The 19,458-nt window shown below is 41.5% G+C and carries 13 protein-coding genes and 1 tRNA gene; 7 read left to right on the top strand and 7 right to left on the bottom strand.

Annotated features, from left to right (window positions below; all coding sequences use genetic code 11):
* Positions 1-108: 108 nt before the first annotated feature.
* The 4 genes from HJP15_RS10960 to HJP15_RS10945 are packed head-to-tail and all read right to left on the bottom strand — an operon-like array spanning position 109 to position 7,041.
* The gene (locus tag HJP15_RS10960) at positions 109-2,544 is read right to left on the bottom strand and encodes an ABC transporter permease (protein WP_170173775.1); all 2,436 of its coding nucleotides are present in this window, start codon (positions 2,542-2,544) and stop codon (positions 109-111) included.
* Positions 2,544-5,009, bottom strand: a complete 2,466-nt coding sequence (locus HJP15_RS10955; RefSeq protein WP_170173774.1) for an ABC transporter permease — start codon at positions 5,007-5,009, stop codon at positions 2,544-2,546. Before HJP15_RS10955 ends, HJP15_RS10960 begins: the two co-directional genes overlap by 1 nt.
* 26 nt (positions 5,010-5,035) lie before the next feature.
* Positions 5,036-5,773: an ABC transporter ATP-binding protein gene (locus HJP15_RS10950; protein WP_054203175.1), complete on the bottom strand. Its 738-nt coding sequence runs from the start codon at positions 5,771-5,773 to the stop codon at positions 5,036-5,038.
* A gap of 17 nt (positions 5,774-5,790) precedes the next feature.
* Complete coding sequence (locus tag HJP15_RS10945; RefSeq protein ID WP_054456100.1) at positions 5,791-7,041, bottom strand: HlyD family secretion protein; 1,251 nt, start codon at positions 7,039-7,041, stop codon at positions 5,791-5,793.
* A gap of 540 nt (positions 7,042-7,581) precedes the next feature.
* On the opposite strand from HJP15_RS10945, the gene HJP15_RS10940 reads away from it, so the two are divergent.
* The 3 genes from HJP15_RS10940 to HJP15_RS10930 all read left to right on the top strand — a co-directional run bounded on the left by HJP15_RS10940 (position 7,582) and on the right by HJP15_RS10930 (position 10,844).
* Entirely contained in the window at positions 7,582-8,931 is a 1,350-nt protein-coding gene (locus HJP15_RS10940) for a sigma-54-dependent transcriptional regulator (protein ID WP_170173773.1), read from the top strand.
* Positions 8,928-10,235, top strand: coding sequence for a sensor histidine kinase (locus HJP15_RS10935; protein WP_212760669.1), 1,308 nt, complete (start codon positions 8,928-8,930; stop codon positions 10,233-10,235). Before HJP15_RS10940 ends, HJP15_RS10935 begins: the two co-directional genes overlap by 4 nt.
* Before the next feature lie 225 nt (positions 10,236-10,460).
* Complete coding sequence (locus HJP15_RS10930) at positions 10,461-10,844, top strand: DUF1842 domain-containing protein (RefSeq protein ID WP_054203172.1); 384 nt, start codon at positions 10,461-10,463, stop codon at positions 10,842-10,844.
* A 220-nt stretch (positions 10,845-11,064) separates the two neighbouring features.
* Here the strand turns inward: HJP15_RS10930 and HJP15_RS10925 are convergent.
* Positions 11,065-11,149: transfer RNA gene (locus HJP15_RS10925), tRNA-Leu, on the bottom strand.
* 272 nt (positions 11,150-11,421) lie between these two features.
* On the opposite strand from HJP15_RS10925, the gene HJP15_RS10920 reads away from it, so the two are divergent.
* Positions 11,422-11,916 (top strand): RDD family protein, encoded by a 495-nt coding sequence (locus HJP15_RS10920; protein ID WP_054203171.1) that lies wholly within the window; start codon positions 11,422-11,424, stop codon positions 11,914-11,916.
* 40 nt (positions 11,917-11,956) lie between these two features.
* On the opposite strand, the gene lptG is transcribed toward HJP15_RS10920, so the two are convergent.
* The gene (gene lptG, locus HJP15_RS10915) at positions 11,957-13,024 is read right to left on the bottom strand and encodes an LPS export ABC transporter permease LptG (protein ID WP_054203170.1); all 1,068 of its coding nucleotides are present in this window, start codon (positions 13,022-13,024) and stop codon (positions 11,957-11,959) included.
* Complete coding sequence (lptF, locus tag HJP15_RS10910; RefSeq protein WP_054203169.1) at positions 13,021-14,133, bottom strand: LPS export ABC transporter permease LptF; 1,113 nt, start codon at positions 14,131-14,133, stop codon at positions 13,021-13,023. The genes lptG and lptF overlap by 4 nt, the downstream gene beginning before the upstream one ends.
* Positions 14,134-14,405: 272 nt before the next feature.
* Between lptF and pepA the strand changes: the two genes are divergently transcribed.
* From pepA to HJP15_RS10895, 3 genes are all read left to right on the top strand, one after another.
* A complete protein-coding gene (pepA, locus tag HJP15_RS10905; RefSeq protein WP_054203168.1) occupies positions 14,406-15,917 on the top strand; it encodes a leucyl aminopeptidase in 1,512 nt (503 codons plus the stop codon).
* Between the two features lie 168 nt (positions 15,918-16,085).
* Entirely contained in the window at positions 16,086-16,532 is a 447-nt protein-coding gene (locus tag HJP15_RS10900; protein ID WP_170173772.1) for a DNA polymerase III subunit chi, read from the top strand.
* 59 nt (positions 16,533-16,591) lie between these two features.
* Positions 16,592-19,447 (top strand): valine--tRNA ligase, encoded by a 2,856-nt coding sequence (locus HJP15_RS10895; protein ID WP_054203166.1) that lies wholly within the window; start codon positions 16,592-16,594, stop codon positions 19,445-19,447.
* Positions 19,448-19,458: the final 11 nt, after the last annotated feature.

Below are 19,458 nucleotides of genomic sequence, written 5' to 3'. Positions count from 1 at the left end.
ATTTTAGGGTGCGACGTATTTTAAAAAACAAAAAAGGCAGGTTCACTTTACCTGCCTTTTTATGCTTAGCCTTTTATTTGTTACTCTTTTATTTGTTGAGCAGCTACATTACTCAGCTCGCCCTTGCACACCGTAAATTGCAGGGCGTTTTAGCTGGGCATTTAAAGGTAAGTAACACGCTAGTGCACCGAGGCTAATTACAAGCAATAACGTCATAAATAACATACCAAACTGTATAATTTGTGGTATGCCACCAGCAATGAATTGCAATGGTTGCTGTAAGGTCAGCAGTAACGTAATACTCAGTATTATGCCCGCTATTATTGCGCTGCCATTTTGCTTAAATACCAACAAAAACAATGCCAGTGGCTTTGCGCCAATACATAAATGAATGCCTATTTCAGCGCGGCGTAACAATACCGAGTAACGCATAATGCCTATCAAACCAATGCTGGTTAGGGCAATGGTTGCTGCGATAATCATCAACGTTGTCGCCGATACCACATAATGGCGAAACAGTGCCGTGTCGCGCTGTGCATTTAACGGCTCTAACTGATGCACCGACAACCCTGAGTTGCTATTTTGCAATAACGTATTAAGCGTATTTTTTGTTAATTGCTGGCCCTGCTTAAGCGCTACAATAAATGAACGATAGCCTTTACGTGCTAAAAACGCTTTTGGTTGTGCCTTACTTTGCCCTGGAATGGGCATTGCTTTGACTATGCCTATAATTGTCAGGTCATTCTCGCGCCCTGAGGTCATATCAAAACTTAGCCGCTTGCCTAACGCATTGCCATCTGGCGATAACTGCTTTGCAAACACATCGTTAATAATAATGACCTTTGTATTGCTTTTAGTATCCTCGTTTGTAAAACCTCGCCCCTGTAACACGGGTTGTTTAAGTAATGAAAAATACTGTGCATCAACTGATTTACCATAGGGTAGTACGCTTTGATTGCTTGCCACCTCAACCAATGACCAAGTAATTAAATTATCGTTAATCGGTGATGAAGAACGACTTACTTGCCTAACCTCGGGTAATAAAGCAATCTCGTTAGCTACTTGATTTAATAATTGATTTGCTTGTTCTCTATCTGCCGCTACATGGCTTGCTAAATTAACCTCTAGACTGATTAGTTGATCAAGTGGCACTGTAAAAGCATTGTCAATATTGGTTTTATTCACGTTAAAGACTAAAAAATTAATAAATAATAATGTACACGCTACCGCTACTTGAAAGGCGACCAAGCCTTGCCATACGCGCTTACCTACCTGTACTGCTGTACCTTTACCTGCTGATTTTAAACCGCCAATTAATTGTTGATAATTTATAATTCGCGTACATAAAAAGGCGAACAACGTGGTTAATATTAAGCCGCTAAACAATGTGATAAGAAATGATACTGCGTTGATAGAAAGCTCATTAGCGCGCGGTAATATTGCCATGGCAAAATCGCTTAAGGTTGCTAAAAAAGCCGCCGCGAGCGCAAGCCCAATGCTACTTGCCAAAGCAATGAGTAAGGCAACCTCTAGCCAAAATTGCTTAAACAAAGTAAGCCGTGTTGCACCCAGTGCCGCACTCAGTGCTAATGTATGTTTGCGCGCTGCTGTTCGTACTATAAACACGTTACTAATATTTACGCAGGCAATAATAACCAAACCCGCAACGGCTAAAATAAGCCAATAAATATTTTGTGGCGTTTCTTTTAAAATCACTGTTTGCAAGGTGTTTAGCTCAAGCTCGATATGCCAACCTGCAAAAAATGCTTCTGTATCAATATGCTGCTGCCATACGTTATCCACATACTGCGATAACGTTTTACTTGCCTGCTCAAGGCTTATATTACTTGGTAATTTGGCTACAAAATGACTGCGCGAATAACGGTTCCACCAAAACGGCTTAGCTTCTGCTGAGGTTAAATTGTAATCCCACGGGAGCCACACAGCGGTCGTTTGCCCCTTTTTGATAAGTGCAGGCGATTTAAAATCAGCCGCTGCCACACCTATAATTTTAAACTGCTGAGCACCTATGCTCAGTGTTTGGCCTATTATATTATCTTTGCCGGCAAAGTCATTTTGCCAAGTTTGATAGCTTATAACTGCAACGGGGTTAAAGCTATCAAGGACTTCAGTTTGCGTAAAACCACGCCCTAAATGCAACTTAATGGCGAACATATCAAACCACTGCGGGGTAACAAATGAGGTGTTTACTATGGGTAAGCCCGCTACATCATCTAAGCGTTGTTCACCGTAATACACCAATGCCACTTGCTCAAATAAATTATGGTTTTTATATAAATCAATTAGTGCTGGGTAATTAAAAGCGCGGGTATTGAGCGTGCCTGTTTGGTCAATTTGAGCGTACTCAGCTTTAACTAAACGCGCTTGGTCAGGATACGGTAGCGGTTTTAACAGCATAATATACGCCAGTGTGAGTACGGTAATTAGTGCAGCTAACACTACACTTAATGTTGTAATGACACTTAGGCTATAAACCCGATGATTTATTAAATTAGCAACGGCACTTTTAAGGTTGTAGCTCATTATTGTGCCCCCGTTAGTAATTGATTAACCGGCTTAGTGACGTATTTTTGCATTACCAACACAATAGTCATAAAAGTTAGTAAGGTAATAACCAGTAAAGTAACCCCGCCTAAAGCAGCGCTTAATGGGTTTGCTAACGAGACTGTGGTTAAGTTAAAAATTCCTATTTTTGTAAACACAATAGCTAACACAATGGTAAAGGCACTCACAAAGCCAAACAGCAGGTACTTGGCATGATCAAACAGCATTAATAGCACAACCTGATAAGGCTTAGCACCTATAGCCATTCGCGTAGCAATTTCAGTAAGCCGTATTTGTAAGCTAATACTTAGCACACCATACAAACCAATTGCGGCAATAAACAGTGCGCTTACGGCGGTGCTAATTGCACCATAGAGTGTGAGTTTGCTATGGCTAAGCTGCTGCGCATGTTGCTGCTCAAGGCTTATAAATTCACTAATTGCTAAGCGGCTATCAATGTTATTAAGCACACTTAATAGCTGTTGCCTTGTTATTGTTTGTTCGGTGTTTGTTTGTTCGGTATTTGTTTGTCCTGCTTTCGTTTTAATTAAAAAATTAAGTGCTCCAGGGTTTGAGGCTTGATACATTACAAATCGCTCGCTATCAACGTTAGGTAAGTATTTGTCTGCAACCACGCCAATCACTGTAAACTCACGCTGTGTTGGTGTAATGCGCGTGCCTACGGCGTTGCCTTCTGGACTTAGATAATGAGCAAACGATTGGTTTATAACAATGCCTGAATCGCCGTCTACTAGCTCTTGGTAATTAAAGTTACGCCCAGAAAGCAGTGGTAAATCAAGTAATGAAAAGCTGTGTTCGTCGGCTAGATTTATAAAGCTGGTGTATCGCTCTTGGCGTTTTACATCGTTTATTGGCCAGCCCCAATGATGTGCAAATGGCGAGCGAGCCCGCGATACTACCTCTACACCCGCTAGGCTATTGAGTGCTTTAACTGTTGCTTGTACAAACTCTTTACTTTGCTCGCGGCTTATTGGCTGCGCGCCTACGGCTTCTACCGATAAGCTATAACGATCAGCCACAGCAAAACCCAGTGGTTGATTTACTTTTTTAAGCGCGTCGTTTATTACCAGTGTTGATGCAAACATCAGCACGCTGGCAAAAGTGATCTGTAAAACAATAAATACTTGGCGTTTGACGTTGTTAATTTGACTACTTTGCCCTTTTCCTGAGCCACTCAATTGTGATTGTAGTTGCCTATAACTTAAATGTGGCGTACTCACCTTTGCTAAAATAACACAGGTAAACACCACAAATAATACAACTGTAAAATAAGAAACCCACCCGAGCGCAAGCTCATTCACTCTTGGTAAAAACTCGCCAAACTGTGCTTTGATCAGCATTAACGCTAATTGTGCAAGTACTAACGCCAAGCAACTAGCAATGATCAACAAAGTCACAATATCCACTAAGTTACGCATATAAATGTGCTGTATTTTTGCCCCAACAACATGATGAATAGCAATAGTGTGACTTTGCAGCTGATATTTAGCTAACAATAAATTAGCTACGTTTGTTAAGGCAATCAGTAGTAAACCCACAGATGCTGCAATAAGCACCTGTAAAATAGTTTTACTGTCGCCTAAAATAACTGTGTGTAATGGCGTTACTTGCATATTAAGCTGCCAACCTTTTAAAAAGGCACGCTCGGTCACTTGTGGCAGCCATAGTTGATTAGCGCGCTGTGCAAGCTTTAAAGCAAGTTGTGCAGGGTCAATATTAGTGTTTAATTTAGCTAACATAGCTATCATTGGGCTGATACCAGCCCAGCTCTGCGTTTGATCTTTACGTGGGTTATAACTAAACGGCAGCCATACCTCTCGTGTTTGTGAAGGTCGGTGCATTTGCGGTTCATGAGCAAACTCGTCAAGTACACCGCTGACACTAAAATGGCTCCCTCCAACGCTTAAGGTTTTGCCTATCACGTCGGTATTTGCAGCAAAATGTTGCTGCCAAAACTGATAACTAATCACCGCTTGAGGCCGTTGTTGATCTAAAGCGGTCGTGTCATTTATTACGCTTAAAGGGCTCCCTAGGTGCATTTTCCAACCGAGTAAGTCAAACCACTGCGGGGTAACATAACTCACAAAAACTTTAGGCTGGTTTGGCAACGAGCTAATAATAGCCTCGTCATAATAATTAAGGGCTGCCACACCAAACTCACTTTGATTATTATAAACATCAAGTACACCTGGGTAAGTGAATGCACTATTATCAATTGCGCCATTTTGCTTTATTTGTTGTTGTTCTATTTTATAAAGTGACGACTGATCTGGGTACGGCAATGGCTTTAAAATAACGTTATACGCCAAAGTAATAACACAAATAAGTACCGCAAGTGTTAAGCCTACCGTTAATACAAAACTGGTATTTAACAGTGGTTTTTGTTTTAGGTTTTGCCACGCTGTTTGCAAAAAGTATTGCATAATGTTCTCACTAAATTAGCTGTTTATTATGCGCTTAACGCCTCATTGGTATTTACTGCACCGAGCATTTCGCCATCTAATAACTTTAATTGCCTAGTGGCCATATCGCCGTAACGCGGGTCATGTGTGACCATACAAATAGTGGTACCTGCAGCGTTTAGCTCACTGAGAACTTGCATTACTTGGTCGCCCGATTTTGAATCTAAATTACCCGTTGGCTCATCCACTAACAGGATTGCGGGTTGAGCCACCAGCGCCCGCGCAATCGCCACGCGCTGTTGCTGACCGCCCGATAACTGGTTCGGTTTATGGCTCATACGATGCCCCAGCCCTACTTTTTCAAGGCACGCTTTTACTTTTTCAGCAATTACTTGCTTGTTTGGTTTAGAGTGATGATAACGCAGTGGTAACGCCACATTGTCAAACACGCTTAGCTCGTCAATTAAATTAAATGATTGAAAAATAAACCCTATTTTTGCATTACGAATTTCAGCCGCTTGATTAAGCGAAAGCGCCGACACGTTTTTCCCTTCAATTAAATACTCGCCGCTGGTTGGCATATCAAGTAGGCCCAATAGTGAAAGTAATGTTGATTTACCACAGCCAGATGGTCCCGATATCGACAAATATTCACCACGATAAATACACAAATCAATACTGCGCAGTGCGTAGGTTTGTAGCTCTTGGGTTTCAAATACCTTACTAATGCCCTTCATTGCTAATACGACATCGGCTTGGGGGTGCGTTATTTTTTGCTCTGTCATTATTTTCATCCTGTTCATTAGTTAATTAAGATTTCGCTATTGCTGCGAGTAAGGTTGGTTAAATCTGAAATAATTAGTTGTTGTTCTAACTTTGCGCCATTAAGTATCTCGATAAAGCGCCCAGCTTCGCGGCCAAATTTTATATTAACCAAGCGTGCGCTTTGCTGCTGTGCGTTTACCTGATACAGCGCTGTTTCAGTGTGCGGTTTTACATTTGCTGGGCGCTCAATATAAGTCACGTTTTTTAGCTGCGCGACATTAATATTGGCATCAACTGTTAATTGCGGCCTGACATTTTCAGGAAGTTCTTTAGGCAGAGATAATTCTACCTCTACTGTATTGTTGATCACCACAGGGCTTATACGTGCTACCTTTGCCGTTACTATACCGCGGCGTGTATCTACTTCTGCTAGCTGCCCTAATCGAATATCATCCACTTGATTTTGTGGTACTTGAATAATCGCAATGAGTGAATCAACCGAGCCGATAAGCGCAATTTCTTGCCCTGCGTTTACACTTTGCCCAAGCTCTACTGGTAAGCGCTGTAATACGCCATTCATCCCAGCCACCACAGATAAGTTAGCCAATTGTGTTTGTGCCATACCCACTAAACCTTGTTGCTGCTTTATTTGCTCAAGCTGAATTTTTTCAGACTCTATATGCACGGCTTTTAGTTGCTCAGCACGCTGCTTGGCGATCGCTAATTGCTGACTCAGTTGTTGCTCGTCTAGCACGCTACGTTGATAATTAAGCGTTGAAACAATACCCTGCTCAACTAAACTTGTTTCAGCTTTTAATTGTAATTTAGCATTTTCGTAAGCGGCATGGCTTTGTGCTACATGAGAGCGTTCATTTAAAAGTTCGCGGGTATTATTTAACCTTAACTGGCGTAAATTAGCGTTGAGTTTATTAAGCTCTTGTTGGGCGCTTTCAAGTTGCTGCTCAAGTGTTGGATTGGCTAATTGCACTATTACCGAGTCACTGGTCACAATTGCACCGGGCTTTAATAAAATAGCCTGTACTGTGGCGGGTGTTTTTGCCGTTAGCAATTGCTGCTGCGCTGATTTAAGCTCGCCATAACCTGTAACTGTAACCGCAAGCGCGCCTTGACGTACATTAGCGACAATTATATTACTGCGCGCCACAGACACCCCTACTTGGCTACTGCGCTGATAAATCACTCCTGCAATTAAAATAATAGCCAGTAGTAAAATTAACTTATGCCAAAGCGATAACTGCTTTACTACTTTTGTTTTTGCTATGTCCATATTTCACCGCGTTATGCTTTGTATGTTTAAGCTATTGCGAAACACATGCCAACATTAAAATCTAATAAATACATAGCATTATAAATTTACATTATTTAAAAAACCTTATAGAGCTGCGATACCGGACTACCCAGTACCAGTTTGAAACTGGCCATGGTCTAGCGCTTTCAATATGCTCAAAACAGCAACCCCAAAACCGGACTCAAATAGTCCATAATCGGACTAAAAAACCTTATATACCCAAGCCACCTCAAGATACAGTTTCAGTTGGAGTTAAAAGCGATTCAGGCAAGGCATTGATTGCAAATAATGGTTGTTCCCTTGTTAAAATCATTCCCTTATAAAAGTAACGCAGTATAAATCGCTTTTAAACCAACCCGCTGGGTGTTTCACAGGCGCTTACTCTCATCGTTGTTACTTCTTAAAAGGGACTGATCATCTTTAAATAACTAACAAGCTGAAATACAAAAATAAAATCACTGGCATAGAAATCGCTATACACTACAATCATCCTGCGCTTATTCACCTATTTGGAAGTTTATGTCTGCCACTATTTTGATCATCGAAGATAGCCCTGAAATCCGCCTAAGCGCGCGCTTTATATTAGAAGATAACGGCTATCAGGTGCTCGAATGCGATTCGCCTTTTACAGCACACACACTAATTGAAGACAGCCAAGCGATTGACCTTATTTTGCTTGATATGAATTTTACCCGCGACACCACCTCAGGTGACGAAGGCATGGCGTTTTTACAGCACTTACATAAACAGCAATTAGACATTCCCGTCATTGCAATGACTGCGTGGTCGAGCGTCGATCTGGCGGTGCGCGCTATGCAACTAGGTGCATGTGACTTTATTGAAAAACCATGGCAAAACCAGCGTTTATTAAAATTGCTCGATCAGCAACTCACGCTTAAAAAGTTAAATAAACAAAACCAAAAATTGCAGCAACAGCTTAACGATCATACCTCGCCTACATTTGTGTATCAGTCACACGCGATGCAACAGCTGATAAGTCAGTTAGCTAAAGTATCTAAAACCGATGCCAACATTTTACTAACCGGTGAAAATGGCACGGGTAAAAGCCAATTAGCACAATGGCTTCATCAGCAATCTACGCGCCATACACAACCGTTTATTGCGGTGAATATGGGGGCTATAGTTGAATCGTTATTTGAAAGCGAAATGTTTGGTCATAAAAAAGGTGCGTTTACTGATGCTAAAAATGAACGCATTGGCCGCTTTGAACTGGCCGATAACGGCAGTTTATTTTTAGACGAAATAGCCAATATACCGCTACCACAGCAAGCGAAATTACTGCGGGTACTCGAAAGCCAAGAGTTTGAGATGGTTGGCGCGAGTCAAACTAAAAAAACCAATGTACGTTTAATAAGCGCCACCAATGGCGATATTGCCACACTGATAAAACAAGGTCAGTTTAGAGAAGATTTATACTACCGGGTAAACACGTTGGAGTTTGTTATACCGCCACTGCGTGAACGAATGGAAGATATAGTGCCTTTGTGCGAGCACTTTATAAATTTACATGCTAAAAAATACTCAAGCGCTATGCTTACCCTAAGCGAATGCGCTAAACAGGCATTAAACCACTATCCTTGGCCAGGTAATGTACGCGAGTTAAGCCATGTAATTGAACGGGCAATATTACTAGCAGCAACCGATACATTGACCGCCAATGACTTAAATTTACAAAGCAATCAAAGCAGTAACACATTACCATTAATGACACTAGAGCACGCTGAGCGCCAACTAATTAATTTAGCGCTAAAACAAACTCAGGGGCATATTCCTAACGCCGCAAAATTATTAGGTTTAGGCAAATCATCTATGTATCGTCGCCTTGAGAAATACGGTATCACTGTATGAAAAACTGGATAACAAACGGTATAAAAATAAATAGCCTTTATCACTCATCGCTTGAACGCAGCTTAATTGGCTTTGCACTGTTAAGTGGCACTTTAGCGGCGTTGGGTTGCTATTTTATTGGCCAATATTTTGCTTTATCTGTTGTTACTTCTACCGTTATTTCAAGTCTATTTTTAGCTATTTACCTTAAACTGTTTACTCGTACCTACAAAAAAGTGATCAACAGCTTTAACCGCAATCACGCCCACTTAGATGCCATTTTAAACGAAGATTACAACCAACTCGTTAAGCCCAGCTATCAGGCAGGGAGTATTCACAAATTACAGCAAAGCTTGATTGAGTTAAGTGAAGAGTTATTTAAAAAGAAGTCGCGCTACGATCAGCATGTGTTTTTGGTGTATCAATTAATTGAGCATTTTAATGTGCCGATCATGGTGCTCGATCAACACAATAAACTCAGCTATGCCAATAATGCGTTTAGTGAATTTAAACAGACACAATGGCAAACCTTACGCTACACCAGCGCAGAACAATTAGGGCTTACAAAACAAGGCGCACATTGGCAATTTAGCGATGTTATTACAGCCCAGCAATGGCAAATACGTCACAGTGAATTTATAGAGCAAGGCAGCTGTCATCAGCTTATTGTTATGATCGACATCACCTCAGCCCTTCGCGAAAACCAACTGCAAGCATGGCAGCAAATTATTCGCGTACTTGGTCACGAAATTCGCAACTCACTCACCCCTGTTACTGCTATGGCTGAAAATCTCGCCGTGAAGCTCACCGAGCCACGCCAGGTACAAGCGCTTAATGTAATAAGTGAGCGCTGTAATTATCTTAATGAGTTTGTCACCCGCTATGGCGATATAAATAAACCACTGACGCTCAATATAGTTGAAATAGACACGGCTGCATTTTTAAAACAAGTATGTGCTATTTATCCTGATGTTAAATTTAGCTGCGTGACTAACGCCACAACCTTTAAGGCCGACCGCACGTTTATTCACCAAGTGATGATCAACCTAGTAAAAAATGCCATCGAAGCAAGCATCCCGCCCATAAAAATAGCACTGAGCGTGCATAATCAAGGCAAAGTAAACTGCATCACCATTGATGATAACGGCCATGGGCTCGCCAACCCCGACAACATATTCGTGCCATTTTACACTACTAAACAACAGGGCCAAGGCATCGGCCTCAGCTTTTGCCGTAACGTAATAGAGCAACATCACGGTAGCTTGAGTTTAATAAACAAGAACAAAACCCAAGGCGTGATCGCAACCGTCTTGCTGCCTAATTAGTTAATATCGAAAATAAATAATAAAAGATATTTAGCGCAATCTGTGAATACTTTTTTGCACAAACGTTTCGTTTTTTAAATATAACAGCGAAAATGCCCAGCCTCACTCACATTTAACTTAGTGTAATGTGCTGTAATATACTTTTTTTTGAGCCCCTCCTACACTTTTCCTCGATAAATGAATGACCGCACAATAATGTGCAGCACATATAAAAGGAAGAAGAAAATGTCTAATGAAAGCTTATACCTAGTTAAACTACAATTTAAATCTTCTGTAGTTGGTGGGGGCTCTATGGAGATCCAACTTGCCGTAGATCCAGTAACAGGCTCATTAAATGGTCGAGCGAATGGGAGCATTCAAGAAGGGACGCAGCATTCACCTCATTTCACATCCAGTGCATCAGGACATATGCATGCAACTGGCTTTAATGGTGTCACTAAAGTGGGCGCTGTAACAGGCCAAGCCGTTGTATCTTTCCCACCACCGGCAATTGGTAGTTACCAGTCTCCATTTACCGCAAGCTTTGGCGTTGATAATGAATACAATGGTAAAGGTAGTTTCTCTGTTGGTGATAACACCTATCAATGTGAAGTAAGCCTAATAGACTAATCGATTGAAGTTAGTTTTTATATTAAATGGCATTCAATTTTGTTGAATGCCAAATATCAATCTGGATAGATATGGGGTCTATTTAATTCGTTAAATTGTTCAAATATTTATGCAGATTGGTATAAGTCCCCACCAAAACCAAATACTCTAAAACTTATACCAATCGACTTTATTTCAGACATAAAAAAACCCCGACCAATTTGGTCAGGGCTATTAAAAGTGGTACCAGCGGCCGGACTTGAACCGGCACGCCTTTCGGCAGGGGATTTTGAATCCCCCATGTATACCAATTTCATCACGCTGGCATCATTTTTCTTTAACCTTCTAACATGAGAAGATAAAGAAAAACCACTTTAGAGCTAGGACTTATCTAGCCGTCTTCGTCTCTATGCCAAGCATTATACAAACAATAAACACTGCGGCAAGCGTTTTTTACAAAACAACGATCAACCGCTTAACAATTAAGCAACCATTAACATTCAATAAGGCTTGTAACTGTGTTGAGTGTTTGTGTGAGCCTAGTATTTATCAGCCTATTTGCTAAACTAGCGCGCATATTAACTTTGTGAGTGTATTTATGTCTGGTGAGTTTCCTCGTGCGGGGTTTTGGCGCCGCTTTGCTTCATTGATTTACGACTCTTTAGTCGTCATTTCATTATCAATGCTTACAGCGATACTCTATTTTGCGGCTATTCAGGCTTTAATTGCATTGGGTGTTATTGCAAAAACTGACGATCCTGCTGCGTTTATACAAGATTCACCGCTTTTGTATGGTATTAGAAGTGCGTTATTTATTGGCGTTAACGTGGTGTTCTTTGCTTATTTTTGGACTAAAAGTGGTCAAACAATTGGGATGCGTGCATGGCGTTTAAAAGTTCAAACACGTGATGGCGCGTTAATAAGTTGGCCACAAGCCGTTATTCGTAGTTTAAGTGCATTACTTGGGCTTGGCACGTTAGTGGTATTAATTGATTTTAAAAATAAACGTGCTCTGCAAGATTACATATCAAAAACAGACATGGTATCGCTAACTAAAGAAGAGAATAAGCGTATTTATCAATCTTTAGATTAAAACTAAGTTACTCAGGAGCTAGGGTTCTAGCTCCTAGCTATCAGTTTCGCTTGTTAAGTAAATACGTCGCAAAGCCAATAAAAATAACGCTTGGTAAGGTGGCGCCAACCACCGCAGGAATTTGATACACCATTACCACGGGGCCAAATATTTCATTTGTTAAGTGAAATACAATACCCGTGACAACGCCCATAACAATTCGTGCGCCCATTGTTACTGTTCTAAGCGGACCAAATATAAATGACAGTGCAACTAATAACATCACCGCAATAGAAACCGGCTGCATGATTTTACGCCATAACGCTAATTCATATGTGCTGGTGTCTTGCTCATTTTGCTCTAAATAACTCAAATAAGACCACAAACCAGTAAACGATAACGACTCAGGTTTTACTGATACTACACCGAGTTTTTCAGCGGTTAATTGTGATTCGTAAAACTCTTCTTTTAGCTGTAGTGTCGTTATTTGCTGCTCGCCAAGCTGCACTTTATTTACATCACGCAGTAGCCAACCATCTTTGCGCCCTACGGCCTGATTAGCTTTTGTTATTTGGGTTAATTGCAATGATTTATCAAAGTGATACATGTTCACGCCATGTAATACGCCATTTTGATCAACATCTTCTATATTAATAAAATTATTGCCATCTTTGGCCCAGACGCCTTGCTGCGCATTAAATACATCTCCACCATAAATCGCTTGGTTACGCATTTCTTTAGCTTTAAGTTGTGCAGCCGGTGCGCCCCACTCACCCAATGCCATCATGCACAGTGCCATAAATATTGCCGTTTTCATCACCGAGACAATAATCTGCAAGCGTGACATACCAGCTGCTTGCATAACCACCAGCTCACTATTCGATGCCAGTGCACCTAAGCCAGTTAAACCACCTATTAATGCGGCCATAGGGAAAAATACCACTAAGTCACCAGGCATGCTGTATAAGGTATATAACAACGCATTGGAAATATCGTAACTACCGCGCCCTACAGACTTAAGCTGCTCAATGAATTTGATGAGCGTGCTAATACCAACCAGTACCATTAAAGCAAAGCCCGTGGTTTGCAAAATGCTACGGCCTAAGTACCAATCAAGCATTTTCATCATGCGCCTAACTCCCGCTTAGTAACAATTGCTTTGAGCCAAGCACCTAAAGGCCGCCCTTTTATAATCAAAAAGCCACCGATAAATAATGCGGTAAAGTGGATCCACCACAGGCCAATTGATGGCGGTATTTTGCCATCCTCTACTGCAAATTTAGCCGCATTAAGTAAAATAAAATACCCTAAATACAAACTGATTGCTGGCACTAACTTAGCAAACTTTCCTTGGCGAGGGTTTACTACACTTAAAGGAACTGCAAGTAAGGTTAATAACGGAATAGAAAGCGGGATAGCCATGCGCCATTGCCATTGTGCTATTGCTTCTGTGGTATTCATAGCCATCAAATCAATAGTTGGTATGGCTTCTAGTTTGCGGCGTTGGTGTTCGATCTCTTGCCCGCGTATTTGTACGCTATAGCCATCGAATTCAGTTAGGTTGAGAGCCGGCGTTTTTCCATCGGTTTCGTAACGTTTACCATCACTGAGCACCAATTGTTGCTCCCCATTTTCTTGTTCAACCACCACACCGCGCTCTGCATACACTAAACGCGCTAAATTATCTTTTTTACTGTCTGGTAGTTGCGCTACAAATACTTTATTTAATTCTTTGCCACCGTTATCAATGTTGTGAATGAATACAACCGCTTTTTCATTACCCGTTTGCTGAAAACGCCCAGCCCGCAGCGCCGATAAACCCGCATCTGCTTTAGCTTGCTCTTTTAGTTGATATTCTTGCTCACTCGCCCATGGCGCGACATACAATGTGAGTACCCCCGCTAATAACGCTAAGACAAAGCTTGAAATTAGCGTAACGCGCACCACATACCATTCGCTTACACCGCACGCTTTAAGTACAGTCATTTCGCTGTCGGCATAAATACGGCTATACGCGAGAATGATCCCTAAAAAGATACTCAAAGGTAAGATTAAAGATGCAAGTTGCGGTAGTTTTAATGCAATCATCGACAACACTAACTTGGCAGGAATTCCACCTTCAGAGGCGTCACTTAAAATACCTACAAACTTTTGCGATAAAAAGATAGTCATTAAGGTTAGGAATACGGCGACCTGTGACTTTAAAACTTCAGTGGTCAAATAACGGAAAATTAGCAATGCTCGCCCCTGTTAAACATCGTGTTTCACTTCAATAGTAAGAAAATGTGAGTAAACTTAGCGTTTTACTTCGTTATTATATGTCATCAACATTAAATATCATACCTAGCAGCTCGATATATTGTTGCTTTAGTGGTATTGATAGCGACAAAAGTATAAAGTTCAAATACACATAATGAGTCAGGCTTTATAAGCTAGTATTAAACCAATAACTAGATTTTTATTTTATTGCCCTTATTTAAGGGAGCTATGACTCAAAATTAGGAGTGACAATGGAATTTAGCGTAAAAAGTGGTAGTCCTGAAAAGCAACGTAGCGCATGTATTGTAGTTGGCGTTTATGAGCCACGTCGCTTATCCCCCATTGGTGAGCAACTCGATAAAATCAGCGATGGTTATATCTCTAATTTATTACGTCGTGGTGACCTTGAAGGTAAACCAGGACAAGTATTGTTATTACATCATGTACCTAACGTACTAAGTGAGCGCATACTACTAGTAGGCTGTGGTAAAGAGCGTGAACTTGATGATAAACAATATAAACAAATTATTTCTAAAACCATTAATACCCTTAACGAAACAGGGTCGATGGAAGCAGTTTGCTTTTTAACAGAGCAACACGTTAAAAGTCGTGATACTTATTGGAAAGTACGCCAAGCCGTAGAAACAACGCAAGATTGCCTGTATACGTTTAATCAATTAAAAAGTAAAAAAAGCGACCCTCGTCGCCCACTGCGTAAAATTGTATTTAATGTACCAACCCGTCGTGAGCTCACAATTGGCGAAAGCGCAATTGAACATGGTTTAGCGATTGCAGCAGGTAGTAAGCTTTGTAAAGATGTAGCAAACATGCCACCAAATATCTGTAACCCAGCTTATTTAGGTGAACAAGCACAAGAACTTGCGACTAACTTTGACAATATCACTGTTGATATTATCGGTGAAGAAAAAATGGCTGAGCTAGGAATGAACTCTTACTTAGCCGTTGGCCGTGGTAGCGATAACGAATCGGTCATGTCGATTATTAATTACCAAGGGGGCGCAAAAGAACAAGCCCCTATCGTACTGGTAGGTAAAGGCTTAACCTTTGACTCTGGTGGTATTTCGCTTAAACCAGGCGAAGGCATGGATGAAATGAAATACGACATGGGTGGCGCTGCTGGTGTTATTGGTGCAATGCGCGCATTAGCACAAATGCAGTTACCGATTAACGTTATTGGTGTTTTAGCTGGCTGTGAAAATATGCCAAGTTCAAATGCTTATCGCCCGGGTGATATTTTAACAACTATGTCAGGGCAAACGGTTGAAGTACTTAATACCGATGCTGAAGGGCGTTTAGTGTTATGTGACGCACTGACGTATGTTGAACGCTTTGAACCTGAAACGGTAATTGATGTTGCGACCTTAACCGGTGCCTGTATTGTTGCACTTGGGGCACATGCAACGGGTTTGCTATCAAACCATAACCCGCTTGCTCATGACTTACTTAAAGCATCTGAGCAAAGTGGCGACCGTGCTTGGCAACTACCGCTGTGGGATGACTATCAAGATCAACTTGAAAGCCCATTTGCTGACTTTACCAATTTGGGCGGACGCGCAGCCGGCACAATTACTGCGGCGTGTTTCTTATCTAAATTTACTAAAAAGTATAACTGGGCGCATTTAGATGTAGCCGGTACAGCATGGCGCAGCGGTAAAAATAAAGGGGCGACAGGCCGTCCGGTCCCTATGCTAACGCAATACTTATTAAATCGTGCTGGTGTAAGCGAAGCCGCACAAGATTAATGAGTTAGTTTAATACCAACATTAAAAAAGGCGCTTTTTAGCGCCTTTTTTATTAAGACCTAACGCAGTGTATTAATTGAAGCAAACCCCGTTCTATGGCAAAATCCCTGCTCTGATTTATGTGTACTAACTCGTATAACATGCAATGCAATGGGAAGTCCCGATACTATGAACATGAACGCCCAGTTTTTCGTTCTAAAGCAACAAGATGAATCGCAAGCGAAGGCTGATGATCACTTTAGCTTAGCTGCTGATATTGCAGCTGAACAGTATCGTCTTGGCCAGCGTGTTTTTATTTTTGTAGATAACGCCGATACTGCCCACGCCATTGATGAAACGATTTGGTCATTTGACCCCGACAGTTTTGTGCCACATAACCTTCAAGGTGAAGGCCCAAAAGGTGGTGCGCCAGTTGAAATAGGCACAACCCCACCGGTTGGAAATCGTAAAGTTTTAATAAATTTGGCTGCACAGCTTCCGGATTTTATTCGGCGGTTTAACCAAGTTTTTGATTTTGTACCCGTAGAATCTGTAGCTAAACAAGCCGCCCGTGAGCGCTTTAAAAAGCTACGCCAACTCGGTGCAAACATCACCACGCAAGATATAAATCGCTAAGATGCCCAAGGTAAAATAGCAAACCAACTCATTTAAGTACTTATTTAAGGTTCTGTGTAATGGATAAAACCTACAATCCGCAAGATATTGAACAGTCACTCTATCAAGACTGGGAAGAAAAAGGCTACTTTAAGCCATCAGGCAAAGGTGACGCATATTCAATTATGATCCCACCGCCAAATGTCACCGGTAGCTTACACATGGGCCACGCATTCCAAGACACTATAATGGACACCTTAACACGCTATAAGCGCATGCAAGGTAACAACACATTATGGCAAGTAGGTACTGACCACGCCGGTATTGCTACACAAATGCTGGTTGAGCGAAAGCTTGCTGCCGAAGAAGGTAAAACACGCCACGATTTAGGTCGCGAAGCCTTCATCGATAAAATTTGGCAATGGAAAGAGCAATCTGGCGGTACGATCACTAAACAGCTTCGTCGTCTTGGCGCATCGGTTGATTGGGATCGTGAGCGCTTTACAATGGACGATGGTTTATCAGACGCGGTTAAAGAAGTTTTCGTACGTCTTCACAAAGAAAATTTAATCTATCGTGGTAAGCGCCTAGTAAACTGGGATCCAAAGCTTCATACGGCAATTTCTGATCTTGAAGTTGAAAACAAAGACAAAAAAGGCCACATGTGGAACTTACGTTACCCATTGGCTGATGGCGTAAAAACACCAGACGGTAAAGACTACATTGTTGTAGCAACAACACGTCCAGAAACCATGCTAGGTGACTCGGGTGTTGCAGTAAACCCTGATGACGAACGCTACCAAGATTTGATCGGCAAAGATATTTTATTACCGATTGTAAATCGCCGTATTAAAATTGTGGCTGACGAACATGCCGATAAAGACAAAGGCACGGGTTGTGTAAAAATCACACCAGCTCATGACTTTAACGATAATGAAGTAGGTAAGCGTCATCAAATGCCGATGATTAATATCTTCGACAAAGATGCAGCAATTTTAAGCCAAGGTGAAACTTACACCTTTGACGGTAAAGAGCTTGAATTTGATGCACCAATTCCTGAGCGCTTACATGGGCTTGATCGTTTCGATGCGCGTAAAGCGATTGTGGCTGAATTTGAAGAACTTGGTCTTCTTGAAAAAATTGAAGATCACGCTTTAACTGTACCTTATGGCGACCGCTCTGGCGTGGTGATTGAGCCATTGCTTACCGATCAATGGTATGTACGTGTTGCACCACTGGCAGAACCTGCAAAAGAAGCGGTTAAAAATGGCGACATTAAATTTGTACCACAGCAATATGAGAACATGTATTTCTCATGGATGAACGACGTACAAGATTGGTGTATTTCACGTCAACTTTGGTGGGGCCACCGTATTCCAGCTTGGTATGATAACGAAGGCAATGTATTTGTTGGCCGTGATGAAGCAGAAGTTCGCCGTGAAAATAACATCGCGGATGGCGTTGCACTTCGCCAAGACGACGACGTACTTGATACCTGGTTCTCATCTGCACTGTGGACATTCTCAACCCAAGGCTGGCCTGAAAATACCGATGACTTAAAAACCTTCCATCCGTCTGACGTGTTGGTTACTGGTTTTGACATCATCTTTTTCTGGGTTGCTCGCATGATCATGATGACGATGCACTTTGTTAAAGATGAAAATGGCAAACCACAAGTCCCCTTTAAGACGGTGTATGTAACTGGCCTTATTCGCGATGAAAATGGCGATAAAATGTCAAAATCAAAAGGTAACGTACTAGATCCAATCGATATGATTGACGGCATCGACCTTGAGAGTTTAGTGACTAAACGTACCAGTAACTTGATGCAAGAAAAGGTCGCTGCAAAAATAGAAAAAAACACCCGTAAAACGTTCGATAATGGCATTGAAGCACATGGTACTGATGCCCTGCGCTTTACATTAGCGGCAATGGCTTCAACTGGTCGTGATATCAACTGGGATATGAACCGCCTTGAAGGTTACCGCAACTTCTGTAATAAGTTATGGAACGCCAGCCGTTATGTACTTATGAATACAGAAGAGCAAGACTGTGGTTTTGCAAACGACGCAGCGAAAGAATACTCACTCGCTGATCGTTGGATCTTAGGTCAATTTGAGTCAACGATTAAAACGTATACTGAGCACTTAGATAACTACCGTTTTGACTTAGCGGCTAATACGCTTTATGAGTTCACTTGGAACCAATTCTGCGATTGGTATTTAGAACTAACTAAACCGGTATTGTTTAAAGGTAACGAGGCGCAACAACGTGGCACGCGCCATACGCTTATTACCGTGCTTGAAAGCTTGCTACGTTTGATGCACCCAATGATGCCATACATCACTGAAACTATCTGGCAACGTGTTGCACCATTAGCGGGTCTTGAAACAGCTAATACCAGCATAATGGTACAAGCCTTCCCATTATTTAATGACGCAAACGTTGACGCTAAAGCAATGGATGATTTGGAGTGGGTTAAACAATTCATTCTAGCCATTCGTAACATTCGTGGTGAAATGGATATCAGCCCAAGTAAGCCGTTATCAATATTACTAGCTAATGCATCGAATGATGATGTACGTCGTATTGAAGACAATAAATCATTTTTAGCATCACTTGCTAAAATTGAAGAGTTTACTTTGCTTGATAACAAAGACACAGCCCCTGCGTGTGCAACTTCATATGTTGGCAACCTTGAGATCATGATCCCAATGGCCGGCCTAATCGATGTTGAAGCCGAACTTGCACGTATTGCTAAGCAACTTGAAAAAGCTGAAAAAGGCCTAGCCCAAGTGCAAAATAAACTAGCTAACGAAAAGTTTGTTAATAACGCACCAGAAGCTGTTTTAGCTAAAGAAAACGAGAAGCTTGCTGAGTTCTCTGATGCAAAAGCAAAACTGTTGGAGCAAAAAGCTAAAATTGAAAGTTTATAAAACTTCAATTA

Source organism: Pseudoalteromonas sp. NEC-BIFX-2020_002 (assembly GCF_013002825.1).
GTDB classification, from domain to species: domain Bacteria; phylum Pseudomonadota; class Gammaproteobacteria; order Enterobacterales; family Alteromonadaceae; genus Pseudoalteromonas; species Pseudoalteromonas neustonica.
The sequence above is the reverse complement of the archived record's forward strand: the minus strand, read 5'-3'. Positions and strand labels throughout refer to the sequence as shown.

Excerpts from the sequence above, each read along its gene's own strand:
- HJP15_RS10960 (WP_170173775.1), bottom strand. The coding sequence starts at position 2,544 with ATGAGCTACAACCTTAAAAGTGCCGTTGCTAATTTAATAAATCATCGG.
- HJP15_RS10955 (WP_170173774.1), bottom strand. The coding sequence starts at position 5,009 with ATGCAATACTTTTTGCAAACAGCGTGGCAAAACCTAAAACAAAAACCA.
- HJP15_RS10950 (WP_054203175.1), bottom strand. The coding sequence starts at position 5,773 with ATGACAGAGCAAAAAATAACGCACCCCCAAGCCGATGTCGTATTAGCA.
- HJP15_RS10945 (WP_054456100.1), bottom strand. The coding sequence starts at position 7,041 with ATGGACATAGCAAAAACAAAAGTAGTAAAGCAGTTATCGCTTTGGCAT.
- HJP15_RS10940 (WP_170173773.1), top strand. The coding sequence starts at position 7,582 with ATGTCTGCCACTATTTTGATCATCGAAGATAGCCCTGAAATCCGCCTA.
- HJP15_RS10935 (WP_212760669.1), top strand. The coding sequence starts at position 8,928 with ATGAAAAACTGGATAACAAACGGTATAAAAATAAATAGCCTTTATCAC.
- HJP15_RS10930 (WP_054203172.1), top strand. The coding sequence starts at position 10,461 with ATGTCTAATGAAAGCTTATACCTAGTTAAACTACAATTTAAATCTTCT.
- HJP15_RS10920 (WP_054203171.1), top strand. The coding sequence starts at position 11,422 with ATGTCTGGTGAGTTTCCTCGTGCGGGGTTTTGGCGCCGCTTTGCTTCA.
- lptG (WP_054203170.1), bottom strand. The coding sequence starts at position 13,024 with ATGATGAAAATGCTTGATTGGTACTTAGGCCGTAGCATTTTGCAAACC.
- pepA (WP_054203168.1), top strand. The coding sequence starts at position 14,406 with ATGGAATTTAGCGTAAAAAGTGGTAGTCCTGAAAAGCAACGTAGCGCA.
- HJP15_RS10900 (WP_170173772.1), top strand. The coding sequence starts at position 16,086 with ATGAACATGAACGCCCAGTTTTTCGTTCTAAAGCAACAAGATGAATCG.
- HJP15_RS10895 (WP_054203166.1), top strand. The coding sequence starts at position 16,592 with ATGGATAAAACCTACAATCCGCAAGATATTGAACAGTCACTCTATCAA.